Origin of the sequence: Roseateles chitinivorans, from assembly GCF_050632235.1 — a bacterium.
In the GTDB taxonomy this organism is placed as follows: Bacteria; Pseudomonadota; Gammaproteobacteria; order Burkholderiales; family Burkholderiaceae_C; genus Roseateles; species Roseateles chitinivorans_A.
The window spans coordinates 5,870,716-5,886,888 of the sequence record NZ_CP192584.1 but is presented as its reverse complement, the minus strand read 5'-3'; the positions used below and the strand labels follow the sequence as shown (position 1 = coordinate 5,886,888).

Here is a 16,173-nt window from a genome sequence, read left to right as displayed (position 1 = left end):
CTTACTGCTCATAGGCGCTGAGTCCTGAAATCTCGCGCCCCTGGGCGCGCATGTTCAGCAGGCGCATCAGTTGGGCCATCAGCGCGGTCTCGGCTTGCGCTCGCGCCTTCCAGCCGAGTTGAAGCGGCTCCATGAGTGCGCTGAGGGCGTCGCCGTCGAGGATCAGGCGTTGCAGTGTCTGGTCCACAAAGGCTTGCAGGGCGGGGGTAGCCAGGCCGTGCTCGGCGGCGATGGCGGCCAGCTCGGCGCTGTCGCGTTCATTCTTGAAGCGGAGGTAGCCCTCGCGGATGGCGGTTTCGCTGAGGCCTTCGCCTGCCTTCAGGGTGTTGATGTAAGCGGCGATGTCGTCGCGCTCGTTCATGAACTTGGCGTCGGCCGCGATGATGCCGATGAGCTGCTCGCGGCTCATCTTGAGCTTGCTGCCGCCCGTGCCCTGCTGGGTGAAGCGGGACATCAGCCCCATGATGTAGTCGTAGTCGATGACGGCGCTGGCGAACAGCACGAACTCGAAATCGAGCTGGTCCACTTCGTCAGCGGTGGCTTGGTTGTCTGCGCCGGGCGGTGTCTTGCCCTGCTGGGCCTTGAGGCGCTGGGCGGTGTCGAGGTACACGCCACGGAAGGCCTGCAGGTCTTCGCGCGGCAGGATGGCTTCGATGGCGGCGGCGTTGTCGGTGGTGAGGTCGGTGTACTGGTCCAGCTGAGTCTTGAGGCGCTGCACTTCCTTGAAGGCCTTGATGAAGGCGGCGCGGGCGTCGTCACCCTTGAGCTGGGGCACGGCTTCGGGCGCGCAGGGCAGGCCCTGGGTATGCATGAAGTCGGCCAGCTCTTTCACGGCAGCGTCGAGCTTTTCAATGACCACGGGGGCTTTGTCCACCAGCCAGATCTTGCGTTCTTCCTCGGTGGCGTTTTCACCCGAGAACAGGGCGATGGCTTCGTCCACGTTGGTTTGCTGTTGGCGGAAGTCGAGGATGTTGCCGTAGGGCTTGCTGCCGTTGAGCACGCGGTTGGTGCGCGAGAAGGCCTGGATGAGCCCGTGGAACTTGAGGTTTTTGTCCACGTACAGCGTGTTCAGGTACTTGCTGTCAAAGCCGGTGAGCAGCATGTCGACCACGATGGTGATGTCGATCTTCTTGGCGGCGGGGAAGTCGGCGTTGGGCCACTGCTGGTCTTTGATGCGCTTTTGCACGTCCTGGTAGTACAGGTCGAACTCGCCGATCTGGTGGTTGGTGCCGTAGCGGGCGTTGTAGTCGGCCAGGATGCCTTTGAGCGCGGCCTTCTTGCCTTCGGGGTCTTCCTCGTTGTCGGCCTTTTCCTGCTGCAGGTCCTGCTGCAGTTGCTTCACGTCGGGGTTGCCTTCGGCCGGGGGTGAGAACACGCAGGCGATGTTGAGCGGCTGGAAGGCCGGGTCGGCCGCCTGTTTCGCTTTTTGCAGCTCGTCGAACAGACCGTGGTATTCGATGGCGTCGTTGATGCTGGCGGTGGCCAGCACGGCGTTGAAACGGCGGCCGGCGGTGGCGGTGTCGTGCTTGGCCAGGATGGCCTCGATCACGGCTCTCTTGGCCAGGGCTTCGCCGGGCTTGGGCGGATTCTTGCCTTCAGGCTTGTAGTAGTCCACGTGGAAGCGCAGCACGTTGGCGTCTTCAATCGCGTGGGTGATGGTGTAGGCGTGCAGCTGTTTCTGGAACAGGTCTTCTGTGGTCTTGAACTGGCCTTCCTCGCCTTCGAACTGCTTGGCGGTGGCGTTCTTCTCGAAGATGGGCGTGCCGGTGAAGCCAAAGAGCTGGGCCTTGGGGAAGAAGGTCTTGATGGCCTCGTGGTTGTCGCCAAACTGCGAGCGGTGGCATTCGTCGAAGATGAAGACGATGCGCTTATCGCTCAGCGGTTCGAGCTGTTCCTTGTAGGTCTTGAGGTCGTTCTTCTTGCGTTGCTTGTTGCGCTTGCTGTTCTCGTCCAGCGCCAGGCCCAGCTTCTGGATGGTGGTGACGATGACCTTGTCGGCGTAGTCGTCTGACAGCAGGCGGCGCACCAGCGCGCCGGTGTTGGTGTTCTCTTCGACGCAGCCTTCCTGGAAGCGGTTGAATTCTTCGCGGGTCTGGCGGTCCAGGTCTTTGCGGTCGACCACAAAGAGGCACTTTTCGATGTCGGGGTTGTCCTTCAACAGTGTCGACGCCTTGAAGGATGTGAGCGTCTTGCCGCTGCCGGTGGTGTGCCAGATGTAGCCGTTGCCGCTGTTCTGGTGAATGCACTCCACGATGGCTTTGACCGCATACACCTGGTAGGGCCGCATCATCAGCAGCTTCTGCTCGCTGGCCACCAGCACCATGTAGCGGCTGATGGCCTGGCCCAGCGTGCACTTGGGCAGGAAGGTCTCGGCAAAGTGGTCGAGGTGGGTGATCTTCTTGTTGGCCTCGTCGGCAAACTGGTAGATCGGCAGGAAGCGCTCGTCGGCGTTGAAGGCGAAGTGCCGCGCGTTGTTGTTGGCGAAGTACCAGGTGTCGGTTCGGTTGCTGACGATGAACAGCTGCAGGAAGCACAGCAGGGTCTTGCTGTAGCCGTTGCCGGGGTCGTTCTTGTAGTCAACGATCTGCTCCATGGCGCGGCGCGGGCTGATGCCCAGCGTCTTGAGCTCGATCTGAACGCAGGGCACACCGTTGATGAGGATGAGAGCGTCGTAGCGGTGGTGGCTGTAGTCGGTGTTGATGCGCAGCTGATTGACGACCTCGAAGCTGTTTTTGCACCAGTCCTTGATGTTGACGAGGGTGTAGTTCAGCGGGGTGCCGTCGTCGCGGGTGAATGTTTCGCGCTCACGCAGCTTCCGGGACGCGGTGAAGACGTCGGAAGTGACGATTTCGTCCAGCAGGCGGGCGAACTCGCCGTCGGACAGGTGGACCCGGTTCAGGGCTTCGAACTTCTCGCGGAAGTTGCGTTCCAGCGCTGCGCGGTCCCGGATGTCGGGGCGGTACTCGTACTTGAGGCTCTGGAGCTTGCCGATGAAGCCGTACTCGATGTGCTCTTCTCTGACGACGGGGCTCGGTGCTCCGGACGACAGGTCGTAAGCAGACTTGGACGAAGGCATGGGGTAACGAACGGGATAGGCGATGGACCGACAGGCTGCGCGACGAGCGGGCGGCGACGGATTATGGCCGTTGGCCCATGAAGTGCGACGTCCTGAACGCCTCCATTTTGGCGTGAGAGGGCCCAGCATCGGCTGGATGCGCCATCACGGGGCGCTCGTTCACCGCCGCATGGATCTCCCATGAGCCGGTCGTCGAGCAGCGCCTCCAGTTCGTCTGGCAGGGCAAGACCTACCAAGGGTGGTACCACTCGAAGCACAACTACGACGAGCTCGGCGAACTGGGCGGCAAGCCGCTGCGACTGGTGTGCGACCTCAACGAGGAGCCCATCGCGCGCCCGGAGATCGGCAGCTCCGGCATCTGCGCGCTGCAGCCCTGAGCGCCGGGCCGTCAGGCCCTCAGGCCGGCCTCGTCCCCTTGCACACCGGGTAGGTCGAGCACGCATAGACCTGCTGACCCGCCGTCGGTCCGCGTTTCAGCGTCCGCAGCACCATCGGCTGCGAGCACGTCGGGCAGACCACCATCGTGACGTCCGCCGGAGCCGGCTGCGACGCGGGCTGCGAGTCGAGCGGCGGCGCGGCCGAGGTCGCCAGCAGCGCCGCCAGCTTCGGCCCGTCGATGAGCCGCATGTTGCGGCCCTCGGCGAACGAAATGGCTTCCTTGCTGAACCGCCCCGAGGTCACCACGAACCCACCCGCGGCGCTGCGCGCCGCCATCACCCCGTAGAGGTCCCTCACCGCGCTGACGCCCACCTTGTGGGCCTTCCAGTGCTTGCACTGGACGAGGAAGGTCTCGTTCCCCGTCCTCGCCGGCTTGCGCAGCACGAGGTCGACGCCGCCATCGGGGCCACCACCGCCGATCTCGACCACGGTGAATCCCTTCTGCCGGAACGCCTCGCCAAGTTGCAGCTCGAACTGGTGCCAGGTCATGCCATCGATCGCGGCGGCGGCCTCACCGGGGGCGGACTGATCGCGCCGCGTCGCTCCCGCGAAGCGCCGGAGGAAGGACATCACCGCGCCCGGCCACGCGGCCGGTTTCACTGGATCCTCTCCCGTGGACCCCTTCTTCTCTCTGGCCATGTCGGCTCTCTCCCTGAAGACGAGGGACGAGTATCGCGAGCGGGCGCGCAGCGCCAGGCGCCAGAGCGCCGTGACCGTTAGCTAGTTCTCACTCACCCGCGCTCAGACGCTCAACCGACGCTTGAGCTCCTCCAGCAGCCACTTCCCCGCCACGCCCGGCTCCCGGTCCCGCGCATGCGCGGCGTAGATGGTCAGGCCCTCGCGCGGCGTCGGGTCCTCGTGGATGCGGAACGCCTTCAGCTGCCCCGCCGCGATCGGCGCCTCGATCAGGTGCTCTGGCATCCGGCACCACCCGAATCCCGCCAGCAGGAAGTCCATCCGCCGGCCCAGGTCCACGAAGCGCCACAGCCGCGCGCTCGTCACCCCGAAGTTCTCCCCTCCGGCGCCACCGGATCCGACAGCACCAGCTGCACGTGCGGTTCGAGGTCGCCCGGCCGCGCCGCGCGCTTGAGCGACGCCAGCGGATGCGTCGTCGCCACCACCGGCCGCATCCCCACCCGCAGCAGCGGGTAGGCCACCACGTCCTCCGGCACCGCCGGCAGCAGCAGGCAGATCGCCAGCGCCGCCGATCCGCTCCGCAGCCGCCGCAGCGAACCGCCCAGCCCCTCGGTCGAGAAGCTCACCGGCAGGTCCGGGAACTGCTGTCCCAGCGCGTGCAGGCTCTCGATCAGCGGCCCGGTTGGCACCAACGGATCGATGGCGAGCGCGAGTTCCGGCTCCACGCCGCCGCGCGTGCTCGCCGCGACCGCCTCGAAGCGCGCGGCGCTCGCCAGCACCAGCCGCGCATGCGCGACGAGCACGCGTCCCGCGTCCGTCAGCACCGGCCGGTGGCCGCCGCGGTCGAACAGCGCCACGCCCTGCGTCGACTCCAGCGTCGCGATCGCCTGGCTGATCGCCGACTGCGCCCGCCTCAGCTGACGCCCCGCCGCCGAGAAACTCCCGACCTCCGCGATCGTGACGAGGACCCGCAGCTGGTCCAGGGTGAAGGTGCCGATCATGAGCTATCAGTTCAAGCGATGGATTTCATCGAAAGAATATCTCTTCCGCCGCTGGAGTGCCGCCGCTCCAATGCAGGCTTGCCCACTCCGGATGCCTTCGATGCCCCGACTCCTCCTCGTGGAAACCAGCGCCCGCGGCGACCACTCCGTCTCGCGCCACATGACCCGCCAGTTCGTCGAGGACTGGCTCGCCGCGCATCCGCAAGGCGAGGTGACGCGCCGCGACCTGGCCCTCACCGCGCTGCCCTTCGTCGACGCGCCCTGGCTGCAGGCCTACTTCACGCCGCCCCCACAGCAGACGCCCGCCATGCAGGACGCCTTGCGGCTCTCCGACGAACTGGTCGCGGAGCTGCTCGCCGCCGACCACCTCGCCATCGCCACCCCGGTCTACAACTACAACGTGCCCGCGTCGCTCAAGGCCTGGATCGACCACATCGTGCGCAAGGGCCTGACGCTGGGCGTCGACGGGAAGGGACTCGTCACCGGCAGGCAGGCCACCGTGCTGCTCGCCTCGGGCGGCGTCTACACCGAGGGCTCGCCGATCCGCGAGCGCGACATCGCCTCGCGCTATCTGCGCCTGATCCTCGAGGTCCTCGGCTTCTCCGAGGTCTCGGTGATCGCCGGCGGCGGCGCCAAGGCGGTCGACCTGCGCGAGCAGACGATGGCGGGTTTCCTCGCCACGCTGCAGCCGCAGATCCGCGCCGCTGCCCAGGCGTGAGCCCGCGCGGGGACGGCCGCGTCGTGCGCGTGCCCGGCCTCAGCCCGGGAACGCCGCCAGCGCCCGGCTCGTCTCCGCGCCATGCGTGCGCTGCCAGCGGCCGACGAAGTCGACCCCGGTCTCCGAGCTGTCCTTGCCCTTGTTGCGGATCGCCGCGTTCTTCACCGCCCACGACGACCGGTACGACAGCAAGGTCTGCGACGCGTCCCGCGCCTCCTGCGCCGTGGCCTTGTCCCCCGCCTGCAGCGCCTGCGCCTCCACCCCCGCAGCGCATCGATCAGCCCGCTCATCCGCGGCTGCATCTCGTACTTGATGTTGAACTGCAGGTTCGGATGGTCCTTCGCCTCATGCAGGTCGGCTTCGAACTGCCGCAGCATATCGTGCGCCACCAGGCGCCGCTCCGGCGTGTCCATCGCCGCGTCCTTGGCCCGCGGCAAGGTGTCCAGGCAACGCATCAGGAACTCCTCGCGGTGCTGGTCGATCTCGGCGAGCAGATCCTTCGGACTGCCGTAGCTGCGGTCGACGGCGCCGCCCACCCGGTCGCCGATCGGAAAGCGCGTCGCGCCGTTCTTCTCGAAGTTCGACGCGATCTCGCGCGAGATGTCCAGCAGGTTGGTCGCCCCCGCCACCCGGACGCTCCCCTTGTGGTCGTCGCCCGCCTTGTGCGCCTGCGCATCGACCGGCTGCTTGAAGAAACTCAACGCGCCCGAGACCCCGCCGGTCATCGCCATCCGCTGGCGGCGCTGGTCGGCGCGGTCGTGCACCGTCTGATGCGCGTAGCCGGTGCGCTCGGTGCTCTGCTCCAGCGTCTTCTCGCTCTTGACCGTCACCGGGTTGAACGCCACCCCCATCGAGGCGTACCCGTCGCCGAAGCCCAAACGCGCCGAGACGCTCAGGTCCAGCCCGAGCTGGCGGGTCCGCACGTCGCGCTCTCCCGAGGCCACGAGCGCCTTGGGATGCAGCGCGAGCAAGGCTTCCAACGGCCCCGCGAACTTCTGCGCGGGGTCGACCTGGCCGGCCGCGTTCTTCGGCTGCTTGTCGTCGCTGTCCCAGCGCAGCAGCGTGTCCAGCACCGCCAGGTTGTGATCGATCGCGTCCTGCTCCTTGCGCACCCCCAGGTCGTCCTTGTCGCGCAGCGTGCGCACCGTCGTCGACACCGCGTGCCCCTTGCTCGACTCGAGCTTGGCCGACGCCGACGGCGCCACCAGCTTGGCCACCCCCAGGTCCACGCCCAGCCCCAGCGTGCCCTTGATGTTGCGCGTGCGCGCGGTGCTTTCCTCGACCTTGATCTCGGCCGCGAAGGTCGGGCTCTTGAACTGGATCGCGGCCTCGTCCTTCTTCGAGTGCAGGTCGGCGCTCGCCGACATCAGGAGGGGCGGCATCGGCGTCCAGGGCACGAAGGGGATGCCGATCCCCTTGACCCCGCCGCCGCTCATCGCCACCTGGTCGCGCAGCCGCAGGTCCTGCAGCATCGGCGTGAAGAAGGCCTTGACGTCCTCGGTACTGGTCAGGCGCTTGAGCTTGGCGTGGTCGACCTTGGCGTCGATGCCGGCGGCACCGCCGCCGCCGCTACCGCTGCCGCTGCCGAAATCGTTCTTCAGCGCCTCCGCCAGTCCGGCGAGCGCCGGCTGGGCCGCCTGGGGATCGGCGGCGATCTCGGCATGCAGCGCCTTCAGCAGGTCGGTCACCGGCAGCGGATTGCGCTGGAACAAGGCCTCGATGGTCGGCGGCAGCGGCCGGTCGGTCGGGTTCAGGACCGGGTTGCGGTGCGGCTTGGCCAGCTTGTTCGGCCCGGCCTGCCGGGGCTCGGGCGGCTGCAGGATGTTGTGCACCCGCGCGCGGATCTCGGCCACGTCCTTCTGTCCCAGCTGGGCGTCGTACAGCCGCTTGGTCTGATGGAACTCCGGCGTCTTCATCTTCAGCGTGCCGGCCATGCGGCTCAGCGACGTCGGCGCGGCCTTGTGGCTGGCCAGGTGCTCGCCGATCGCCTGCAGCGTGGCGTCGTACCGGCGCGCGTCGGCGTTGTCCGCCTGCCCCGGCCGCGCCCGCATCACGCCCTGGCGCGCGCGGGTGCTGAGTTCCTGCGCGGCCGCCTGCAGCGCGCCCTCGGCGACCGTCTTGGTCGTGGACATGCCCTGCGCCTCCATCTGCTTCTGCGCCAGGCTCACCGTCTTGGGCTCGTAGGGCGTCTTGCCCTTGCTCGGATTGATCGACTTCGGCAGCACGCGCAGCAAGGCATGGCGATCGTCCTGGGCGTTGCGCACCCAGTCGCCGCCGATCTTCTGCAGATTGCGGCTGGTCAGGTCGTAGTCGGACCCGGCCGCGTTCGACAGGAAACCGTTCCTCACGGCGTTGTAGGCGGCCATCTGCCTGGGCGGCAGGTCGGCGGTGTCGAACACCGTCGCGCCCTTGGCGTTGCGGACCTCGTGCTGCGCCACCCTCATGGCGTCGCCCAGCCAGGTCTTCACCGCGGGATCGCTCTCCTGCGCCTGCGCCCGATGGGCCATCCAGTAGGCCTGCTGCGCTTCCATCTGGCCGCGCCCGAGCGCGGCGGGCTTCTCCTCGCCCGGCTGCGTGGAGGCCTGGCTGGCCACGAGATTCAGCACCTCGCCGCCGCGCGGCACCTGCGCCATGCCCCGCAACAGGCGCTGCATGTCCGCGGAAGGCGCTTCGTGCGCGACGACAGCACCCTCGGCGGCGGTGGCGCCTGCCGGCGGTGGGACCCAGTGGTCCAGCGGCTTGCTGCGCAGGTCGGACAGCAGCTTCTGAGCGCGACCGGCGTCGCCGTCGCAAGCGCCGGACAGGCCGCGGCTGAGCAGCTCCAACACCGCCACGCGCGGCAGCTCGCGTTCCGCCGACGGATCCTCGGGCGGGAGCGCCTGCGCGACGTCGCTCAGCTGGTGGCGCAGCGCGCCGCCGCTGGCATGCGTGGCCAGCGCGTCGCTCTTGAAGCCCGGCGCCAGGTGAGCCACGGCGTTGAGCGCGGTCTGGCTGAGCTGCGTCTCGAGCTCCCGGGCTCCGTCCAACCGGACCGAGGCCTGCTCGGCTCGCGTCCTGAGCTGTCGGGCCGGCGCCTCCAGGGCCTTCAGATTGGCCTCGACGGCCTGGGACTGCTCGCCCAGCCGGTGCAACTGCTGTTCGAAGTAGGGCGCGAGGTCGTCGATCGCGTGCTGGGCCCTGGCCACCTGCGCGGTCTGGGCGGCGACGTGGCGGTCCGCGTCGGACACGGCCGTGCGCAGCGGATCGAGCGCGGCCCGCTGCGCCTCGTCGGCATGCGGGGGCAGGGCGTCGGTCGCCGCCGCGAGCGCGGTCTGCGCCTGGCCGCGTTGATGGACCGCCCCGGCCAGCGCCACGACCGCGTCCTGATGCACCCCGACCAGCTGGCGGCGCTGCTGGTTGAGGTTGCTCACGACCTCGCCCAGGCTGCCCTTCATGTCGCGCAGCCGCGCCTGCTGCTGCTGGACCTCGGCGTGGACGAAGCTCACCTTCTGGTCGATCAGGTCGACCGCGAGCACGTGCAGGTGGGTCTCCATCACATGGCTGACGGTGACGGCCGCATCGAGCTTCCCGGTCGCCTTCTCCAAGGCGGCCAAGGCGCCGTCGTGCGCCTTCTGGGCGGCCCGGACGACCGGCGAATCGGCCAGGTGGGTCGTCTTCGCCTGATCGAGCGCCGCGCGCTTCTCCGCATAGTCCTGATCGGCGCGATGGTGCGCGTCCGAGAGCGACTGCATCTGCTCGAGCAGTTCGCTCTGGCGCTGCCGGGGATCGGCGACCGCCGCCTGGCGGCTGTGGTCCGACGCCTTGGCGTCGGTGCGGTAGGCCGGATCCTGCTTGATCAGGTCGATGGCCCGCTTCGGCTTGAAGCCGCGGAAGCCCGGGATGGCGATCAGCATGCGCATGCCCGCCGAGCGCTGCGGGCGCTCGTTGATGCCGGGCAGATGTTCGAGCGACCCGTTGAGCAACGTGTTGCTGCGGTCGACGAGGCGACGACCCTCCTTGACCAGGCTGGCCACCGGGTCTGCGTCGTGGTCGGTGCGGGGCGGGCCCAGGCCCGTGATGCGGGCGCGCTCCTGGGCATGGTTGAAGCCGGCCCCCACGATCTTGGTGCCGACATTCACCTGGCGGGCGTTGAAGGCGTACATCAGGCCGTTGGTGGTGGCACGGCGCTTCTTGTCCGCTTCCAGGCGCGAGGAGCCCGGGGCGGTCGGTGGCACCTCGCTCGTCGCGGACGTCGTCGGTGGCGTCGCTGTCGTGGAGGCGGTCGACGCCGTCGACGATGTCGTGGAAGTGCTCGACGCGGTCGAGGAGGCGGACGTGCTGGCGGAGGTCCTGGCCGTCACGAACGACGCGCTTGAACTGCTGCTGGAACTGCTGCTGGCGCTGCTGCTGGAACTGCCGCCGGAACCGGGGCCCGCGCTGCCGTGCGCGGCGCGACGCGACGACAGCGCGCCGCCCTGGAATTCGCCGGTGGAGGACGCCGGTCGCGAGGAACTGCCGGCCGACGGCGGCGTCTGGGTGCTGGTGGTCGCCAGCGGCTGCGGGACGGGCAGCGAGCTGAGCGGATTCGACGCGACTTCTTTCGGCATGACTGACGGACTCCTTCTTATCGAAGACTGTCCGTGTCGTGGATGACGCTCCCGTGACCAGGTCGTGCCGGCGATCGACCGGCCCGGGCATCGCTTCGCGGCACCGTACCGGTGTTCGGATGGCCGGCCTGGGGCCGGGTCGACGCGGGTCCGCGCCTCGCCGCTCAGTCCTCCGACGCCAGCAACTGCCCGATCTCGCGGCGGTTGCTCCGCACCGCCTGATCCAGCACCGGCACCAGCGCCGCCAGGCTGCTGCCCCGCGCCGTCACGAAGCGCTCGGCCAGGTTGCCCAGGGGCGCCGGTCCGACCTTCAGCCGCTCCAGGTTGCCGCCCGAGTCCGTGATGCGCTGCCTCAGCACGCGCACATCCGCATTGAAGTGAATGGCCAGCAGCACGTCGCAGCGACCGGCCATGAGCTGCCGGATCCTCGTCCGGAAATCCCCGGACACGTACTCCGCAGCAAAGACTGACCCCTTGGCCTGCTCCAGCGCCCGTCCGTAGTCGAGCCCCCGCACCAGGCACACCCGCAGGTCCTTGAGGTCCTCGACGCCGCGCAGCTCGCGGTCCACTTCGCTCCGCGCGATCGGCCACACGCCGCTGACGAAGACGTCCTCCGAGAACAGCAGCCGCGACGAGCGGCTCGACGACCGTCCGGCCCCGAACCCCAGCGTCCAGCCGTTCTCCACCAGCGCCAGCAGGCGCGGCACCGGCACCAGCTGGTAGTCCCAGGCGAGCTCCGCGTTCCGGCCGATGAGCTCGAGCACCGGCTTGATCCGCGCGATGTTGATCCCCTCCGGCAGCGCGAGCGGCACGACCTGCGTCATGGGCACCACCGGCGCGGCGGAGGCCTTCGCTCCCAGCGCGAGCAGCGGCGCGAGCACCACGGCTCGGCGGCGCACGCCGATCCCCAGGGCGGAGGCGGTCACGCCCTCGGTCTCCTGCTCCTCCCGGTCCTCTCCCACGCTCACCCCCTCGACGCGCTGCATGACCACGATCGCTTTCTTCGGCGCCGGTGTGCCCGGCTTTGGCGACGGAGGCTACCCGCGATGGTTGAAGGCTTGGTGAAGGAAGCGTTGGCGCGCGGCGCACGGAATGAAACAGGGCGCCGAGGCGCCCTGTGTGGTGACCGGCGGGGATCTGGAATCACCCCGTCAAGCGGTCAGTCGAGTAGTCCTTGTCTTGCAGTCAGTACTGCATCAGCCATTCATAGATTTTCTGGGCGCCGCAGGAAATGATCGCGCTGCTTTCACTGACGCCCGGCATGCCCGACTCCCGCTCCACGCATCCGATGAATGTCTCGGGCACGGGAACCGGCTCCCGGCCCTCCGGCGTGCCGGCCCAGCTGTCGCCCCCGGAAACCATGTCGATTTCCTGGCTTGTCAAAACTTGCATATCTGCTTTCAAAGAATCCGAGAAATCGCTCGGTACGAGTCGATGCGATGCATCCACCCATTGAAGGCTAGCAGTGGAATCTCTGAAAGGATATTACTTGAAACTGTTGGCTGATTATTGTGAGGCCAGTACTCCATTTGAACTTGATACCTCCTGTCAGTCGGTGTCTGACAAATATGAGTAGTCGGGAAATCTCCAGGGTTTGATTTCTCTGTCTTGATTAGCATGCGCCACTCGGATTGCCACGCTGTCGCTCCATGTTTGAATATGCCCATCGCCAGACGTTTCTCGCACGTGTCCGGCGCAGGTCGATTCAATTCATCCGGTGGTCTCCCGTCCTGATCGTCGCCTTGCTGCTCCGAAACTGGTCGGAGTCTTTTGAGGCCTTTCATTCCTGGACGGGATTGACTCTTGACTATCCGGGGGAATATCGCCTCGATCGCCATATCGAACTGACGGTCCTGGGGCTGCTTCTGCTGGGTCTCGGGGTTCGCTGGCGTGTATGCCCGCCATGGCGAACCCTGCTCAGCGCATCGTTCCGGCAGTGGTCCACGCTGGCGCTGGCCTATCTGCTGATCCTGGCCCTGGCGATCTTCATCACCAACGACCGAGCGTTCTTCAATGACTTCCGGCCCATCGACCCGATGGACCAACCCCGCGCCTGGTGGATCTTCCTGGCAACGCTTCTGCTGGGCGCATGGCAGCAGGAGATCTGGGGCCGAGCGATCCTGCAGTCGACGCTGAGGCGCATGGTTGACTGCAGGTGGATCGCGATCGTTCTCAACGCGGTGCTGCTGTCCATCGATCAGCCCGGTCACCGCGCAGACACCTTCTGCCTGGCGATCCTTCTGGGCATCGTGTTCACGCATACCCGATCGCTGGTCTGCACCACCGCCATCCACCTCGTCGTCGACCTGTCTCTGGACGTCCTCCAAGGGGGACCTTCATGGAGGCCGGATGGCTGAAGCCCAACGAACTCCTGTCGGTCAGGGCGCTGTCGCTCCTGGGTCTGCTCCTGCTCGCGCTGATCGTCGAGCGCCAGCATCGTCCGGCGTCGCATCGCACACGCCCGCTCAGAACCATGGTGCAGACGCTGATGCTGATCGTCCTGGCGATCGCCATCCGACGTGCCGCAGGCTGGCTGTGCGCCCCGCTGTGGGAGACGTTGATCGATTGCAACGAGTGGCTGACGCGAACGGCGGTCACCCACCTGGATCTGCTGGTCCAGGCTGGCGTTGCAGTGACCGTGTTGGCCTGGCTGCGATGCGGCCCGCCGTTGCGCGAGCTCTTCGCGGTCCGCCCGCGAACGACCTTGGGTCTGCTGGCGGCCGGGGCGTCCTTGCCAGTCCTGGCCACGGTCATCGCGCTTCCGGACGCGTTCCGTTCCGGACACCTCGCGCCCTTGAGTCCGATGTCCTGGCAGTTCTGGCTCGGCGGTGTCATGCCGTTGGCCGCTGCGGCGCTGCATGAGGAACTGCTGCACCGGGCGCTCTTCCTGCCGCTGTTCAACAGGCTGCTTCTGAACGAGTGGGCCGGTGCTGTCGCCAGCGCGCTGCTGTTCGCGGCCGTCCATCCTCCGGAGCGGGCGATCGCCGTGTTTCCAGCGGGGCTGCTCCTGGCCGTCGTCTACCTGCGCACCCGGTCCATCGTCTGCACGACGGTCCTGCACCTCGCCATGAACATCTCCTTGTCGACGATCACGGGAACGGACTTCACGCACTCGCGCTTCATCGCCTCGGAGGTCTTCGTCGGCGCACGTCCGCTGTTCGGGGCGGTGATCTTCGCGTTCGCCGTGATGTTCGAATGGGGCTGGCGTCGTTCAGTTGACGGGCGCGAGCCTCGCCTCACCCATCCCCCGAACGAGAGAGCCGGAACCGCCTTCCCCGAGCGAACATCGGTGTGACGCCACCTCGCCCGCTCCGATGCAGTCCCGCTCCTTCCCCTCGCTCGTCCTCGGCGGTCTCGCGTTCATCGCGTCCGCCGCCCACGCCCAATCCACGGTCACGGTCTACGGCCGCCTCAACGTCTCCCTCGAGCACGCCGACGCCGGCCATTCGCCGCGCGACCGCGCCGTCAACCGCGAGTCCAACAACCGCTCCGTCATCGGCTTCCGTGGCGTCGAGGACCTGGGCGATGGCATCCAGGCGCTGTTCCAGATCGAGGGCTCGCTCGCGCTCGATACCGGCGTCGGTCCGTCGCTGGCCAACCGCGACACCCGCGTCGGGCTGCAGACGCCTTACGGACTGCTGTTCGCCGGCCACTGGGGCACGCCGTACCTGCTGGCCACCAGCACCCTCGATCCCTGGTACCCGACCACCGCCGGCTACATGGCCCTGATGGCCAACGGCTCCGCGCCCACCACCAACCACCTGGGCAACACCGCGTCCTTCGACCGGCGGCAGCAGAACATCGTCCAGTACTGGACGCCCGCGTGGAATGGCCTGCCGGGGCTCAGCGGCCGCATCGCCTACGCCTTCAACGACGGCGAGGTCGGCCCCAACGGCGCCCGCCCGCAACTGCTGTCCGGCTCCCTCACCTGGGACGACGGCCCCTGGAACCTCGCGCTCGCCCATGAGCAGCATCGCGACTATCAGGGCCCGCATCTCACCGACTCCGCCACCAAGCTCGGCGCCGCCTACCGCTTCGGGCCGGGGCGACTCGCCACTGCCATCGAACGCCTGCGCTACGAGACACCGCTCGGCGCCCTGACGCGCGACAGCGTCTTCGTCGCCGCGACCTGGCAGATCGGCGCCACCAGCCTGCGCGCCAGCTTCACCCATGCCGGCGAGGGCAAGGGTCCCGCCGGTACCCGCGTCGGCTTCGTCTCCGCCGGCGACGACACCGGCTCGCGGCAGTGGACCCTCGGCGCGGACTACACGCTGTCCAAGCGCACCGGCTTCTACGCCTATGTCTCACGCATCGACAACCAGGCTCGCGCCGCCTACGACTTCGCCATCAACCCGCTGGGCGTCGGCATCGGGGAGAAGCCCACCGTGGTCGCGGCGGGGATGCGGCACGCGTTCTGATCGCTCCGGGCCGTCAGGCGCCGTTCCTCAGGTCCGGTCCTCAAGCCCGTTCCTCAAGCCCGTCCTTCAGGCCACAACCCTCGTGTCCTGTCCGTCTTGCCCTGTCCCTCATGTCTTGCGCGGCATATCCATATGCCCGTTGACGGGGGCGACTGGTGGCAACATCGGCCCTTCCTACGAACAACGAGGGGCCCCATGAAAGCACTCCGCACTTCCCTGATCGCAGCCGCGCTGCTCGCCGGCGCTTCGATCGCGGCCCAGGCCGCCGACCTGCTCGACGACGTGAAGTCCCGCGGCACGCTGCGCGTCGCCGTCGAGGGCACCTATCCGCCGTTCAACTTCAAGGACGCCAAGGGCCAGCTCGACGGCTTCGACGTCGACATCGCCAAGGCCCTCGCCGCCAAGCTCGGCGTCAAGCCCGAGTTCACGACCACCGAATGGAGCGGCATCCTCGCCGGCCTGCAGGCGGGCAAGTACGACGTCATCGTCAACCAGGTCGCCGCCACCGACGAGCGCCGCAAGACCTTCGACTTCAGCGCCCCCTACGTCACCTCCTATCCGCAGCTGATCGTCCGCGCCAACGAGACCCGCGCGCTCAACACCGCCGCGGACCTCAAGGGCAAGAAGATCGGCGTCGGTCAAGGCTCCAACTTCGCCGAACTCGCCAAGTCCTGGGACGGCGCCGAAGTGCGTACCTATCCCGGCGCCACGGAGTACCTGCAGGACCTCGCCACCGGCCGCATCGATGCCGCCCTCAACGACAGCCTGCTGATCCCCTACCTCAAGGACAAGACCAAGCTGCCCGTCAAGGCCGGTGCCGCCATCGGCAAGCCCGCCACCAACGCGATCCCGTTCCGCAAGGGCAGCCCGAAGTTCCAGGCCGCGATCGACAAGGCGATCGCCGACCTCCAGGCCGACGGCACCTACGCCAAGATCTCCACCAAGTGGTTCGAGCGCGACGTCAGCAAGCCGATCGAGAACAAGTGATCCAGCGCTGATCCTGCGCCGGTCCTGCGAGGACCCGCCGCGGATCCTCTGCTGAACGAGCGGTGATCGTTCCGATCACCCCAACGGGCCGACGCGATGTCTCGCGCCGGCCCTTTTCTCTTGGACGTCTGCAAGCCTCTCGCAGACGTCCCAGCCACCGGGTCACGATCAGTGCCTCGGCGGACCGCTCACCATCCCATCAGGAACTCGTACGACACCTGGCAGAGCGCACGGCCCTCCGGCGTGCCCGCCCAGTGGTCGCCGCCGCTTACCAGCGCGATCTCCTGCGTCGTCAGCTCTTCGAACATCATCA

16 protein-coding genes are annotated in these 16,173 nt (G+C 67.7%); 7 read left to right on the top strand and 9 right to left on the bottom strand.

Annotated elements, in window-relative coordinates; genetic code table 11:
- Nucleotide 1: 1 nt before the first annotated feature.
- Nucleotides 2-3,076 (bottom strand): type I restriction endonuclease subunit R, encoded by a 3,075-nt coding sequence (locus ACQ859_RS26855; RefSeq protein ID WP_431263535.1) that lies wholly within the window; start codon nt 3,074-3,076, stop codon nt 2-4.
- A gap of 143 nt (nt 3,077-3,219) precedes the next feature.
- On the opposite strand from ACQ859_RS26855, the gene ACQ859_RS26850 reads away from it, so the two are divergent.
- A complete protein-coding gene (locus ACQ859_RS26850) occupies nt 3,220-3,453 on the top strand; it encodes a DUF6795 domain-containing protein (RefSeq protein ID WP_431266662.1) in 234 nt (77 codons plus the stop codon).
- A gap of 19 nt (nt 3,454-3,472) precedes the next feature.
- On the opposite strand, the gene ACQ859_RS26845 is transcribed toward ACQ859_RS26850, so the two are convergent.
- From ACQ859_RS26845 to ACQ859_RS26835, 3 genes are all read right to left on the bottom strand, one after another.
- On the bottom strand, nt 3,473-4,153 hold the full coding sequence (locus tag ACQ859_RS26845) for a restriction endonuclease (RefSeq protein WP_431263534.1): 681 nt from the start codon (nt 4,151-4,153) through the stop codon (nt 3,473-3,475).
- A gap of 102 nt (nt 4,154-4,255) precedes the next feature.
- Nucleotides 4,256-4,516 carry a LysR substrate-binding domain-containing protein gene (locus ACQ859_RS26840; protein ID WP_431263533.1) on the bottom strand — a complete coding sequence of 87 codons (261 nt, stop codon included), beginning with the start codon at nt 4,514-4,516 and terminating at the stop codon, nt 4,256-4,258.
- Entirely contained in the window at nt 4,513-5,151 is a 639-nt protein-coding gene (locus tag ACQ859_RS26835; RefSeq protein WP_431263532.1) for a LysR family transcriptional regulator, read from the bottom strand. Before ACQ859_RS26835 ends, ACQ859_RS26840 begins: the two co-directional genes overlap by 4 nt.
- A 100-nt stretch (nt 5,152-5,251) precedes the next feature.
- Here ACQ859_RS26835 and ACQ859_RS26830 point away from each other — a divergent pair, with 100 nt between their 5' ends.
- Entirely contained in the window at nt 5,252-5,869 is a 618-nt protein-coding gene (locus tag ACQ859_RS26830) for an FMN-dependent NADH-azoreductase (protein WP_431263531.1), read from the top strand.
- Nucleotides 5,870-5,908: 39 nt separating this feature from the next.
- Here the strand turns inward: ACQ859_RS26830 and ACQ859_RS26825 are convergent, their stop codons facing one another.
- Nucleotides 5,909-6,061, bottom strand: a complete 153-nt coding sequence (locus ACQ859_RS26825; protein ID WP_431263530.1) for a hypothetical protein — start codon at nt 6,059-6,061, stop codon at nt 5,909-5,911.
- Nucleotides 6,031-10,083: a hypothetical protein gene (locus ACQ859_RS26820; RefSeq protein WP_431263529.1), complete on the bottom strand. Its 4,053-nt coding sequence runs from the start codon at nt 10,081-10,083 to the stop codon at nt 6,031-6,033. Before ACQ859_RS26820 ends, ACQ859_RS26825 begins: the two co-directional genes overlap by 31 nt.
- Between ACQ859_RS26820 and ACQ859_RS26815 the strand changes: the two genes are divergently transcribed.
- On the top strand, nt 10,040-10,501 hold the full coding sequence (locus ACQ859_RS26815) for a hypothetical protein (protein ID WP_431263528.1): 462 nt from the start codon (nt 10,040-10,042) through the stop codon (nt 10,499-10,501). The genes ACQ859_RS26820 and ACQ859_RS26815 overlap by 44 nt on opposite strands.
- A gap of 118 nt (nt 10,502-10,619) precedes the next feature.
- Here the strand turns inward: ACQ859_RS26815 and ACQ859_RS26810 are convergent, their stop codons facing one another.
- Nucleotides 10,620-11,441: a hypothetical protein gene (locus tag ACQ859_RS26810; RefSeq protein WP_431263527.1), complete on the bottom strand. Its 822-nt coding sequence runs from the start codon at nt 11,439-11,441 to the stop codon at nt 10,620-10,622.
- A gap of 199 nt (nt 11,442-11,640) precedes the next feature.
- Nucleotides 11,641-11,904 (bottom strand): hypothetical protein, encoded by a 264-nt coding sequence (locus tag ACQ859_RS26805; RefSeq protein ID WP_431263526.1) that lies wholly within the window; start codon nt 11,902-11,904, stop codon nt 11,641-11,643.
- A 200-nt stretch (nt 11,905-12,104) separates the two neighbouring features.
- On the opposite strand from ACQ859_RS26805, the gene ACQ859_RS26800 reads away from it, so the two are divergent.
- The 4 genes from ACQ859_RS26800 (at nt 12,105) to ACQ859_RS26785 (ending at nt 15,860) form a co-directional block, all read left to right on the top strand.
- Nucleotides 12,105-12,812, top strand: a complete 708-nt coding sequence (locus ACQ859_RS26800) for a lysostaphin resistance A-like protein (RefSeq protein WP_431263525.1) — start codon at nt 12,105-12,107, stop codon at nt 12,810-12,812.
- A gap of 116 nt (nt 12,813-12,928) precedes the next feature.
- Nucleotides 12,929-13,750, top strand: coding sequence for a CPBP family intramembrane glutamic endopeptidase (locus ACQ859_RS26795; RefSeq protein ID WP_431263524.1), 822 nt, complete (start codon nt 12,929-12,931; stop codon nt 13,748-13,750).
- Between the two features lie 19 nt (nt 13,751-13,769).
- Nucleotides 13,770-14,873, top strand: a complete 1,104-nt coding sequence (locus ACQ859_RS26790; RefSeq protein WP_431263523.1) for a porin — start codon at nt 13,770-13,772, stop codon at nt 14,871-14,873.
- A 195-nt stretch (nt 14,874-15,068) separates the two neighbouring features.
- Nucleotides 15,069-15,860, top strand: coding sequence for a transporter substrate-binding domain-containing protein (locus ACQ859_RS26785; RefSeq protein WP_431263522.1), 792 nt, complete (start codon nt 15,069-15,071; stop codon nt 15,858-15,860).
- A 188-nt stretch (nt 15,861-16,048) separates the two neighbouring features.
- Here the strand turns inward: ACQ859_RS26785 and ACQ859_RS26780 are convergent, their stop codons facing one another.
- Entirely contained in the window at nt 16,049-16,171 is a 123-nt protein-coding gene (locus ACQ859_RS26780; RefSeq protein ID WP_431263521.1) for a hypothetical protein, read from the bottom strand.
- Nucleotides 16,172-16,173 lie beyond the last annotated feature (2 nt).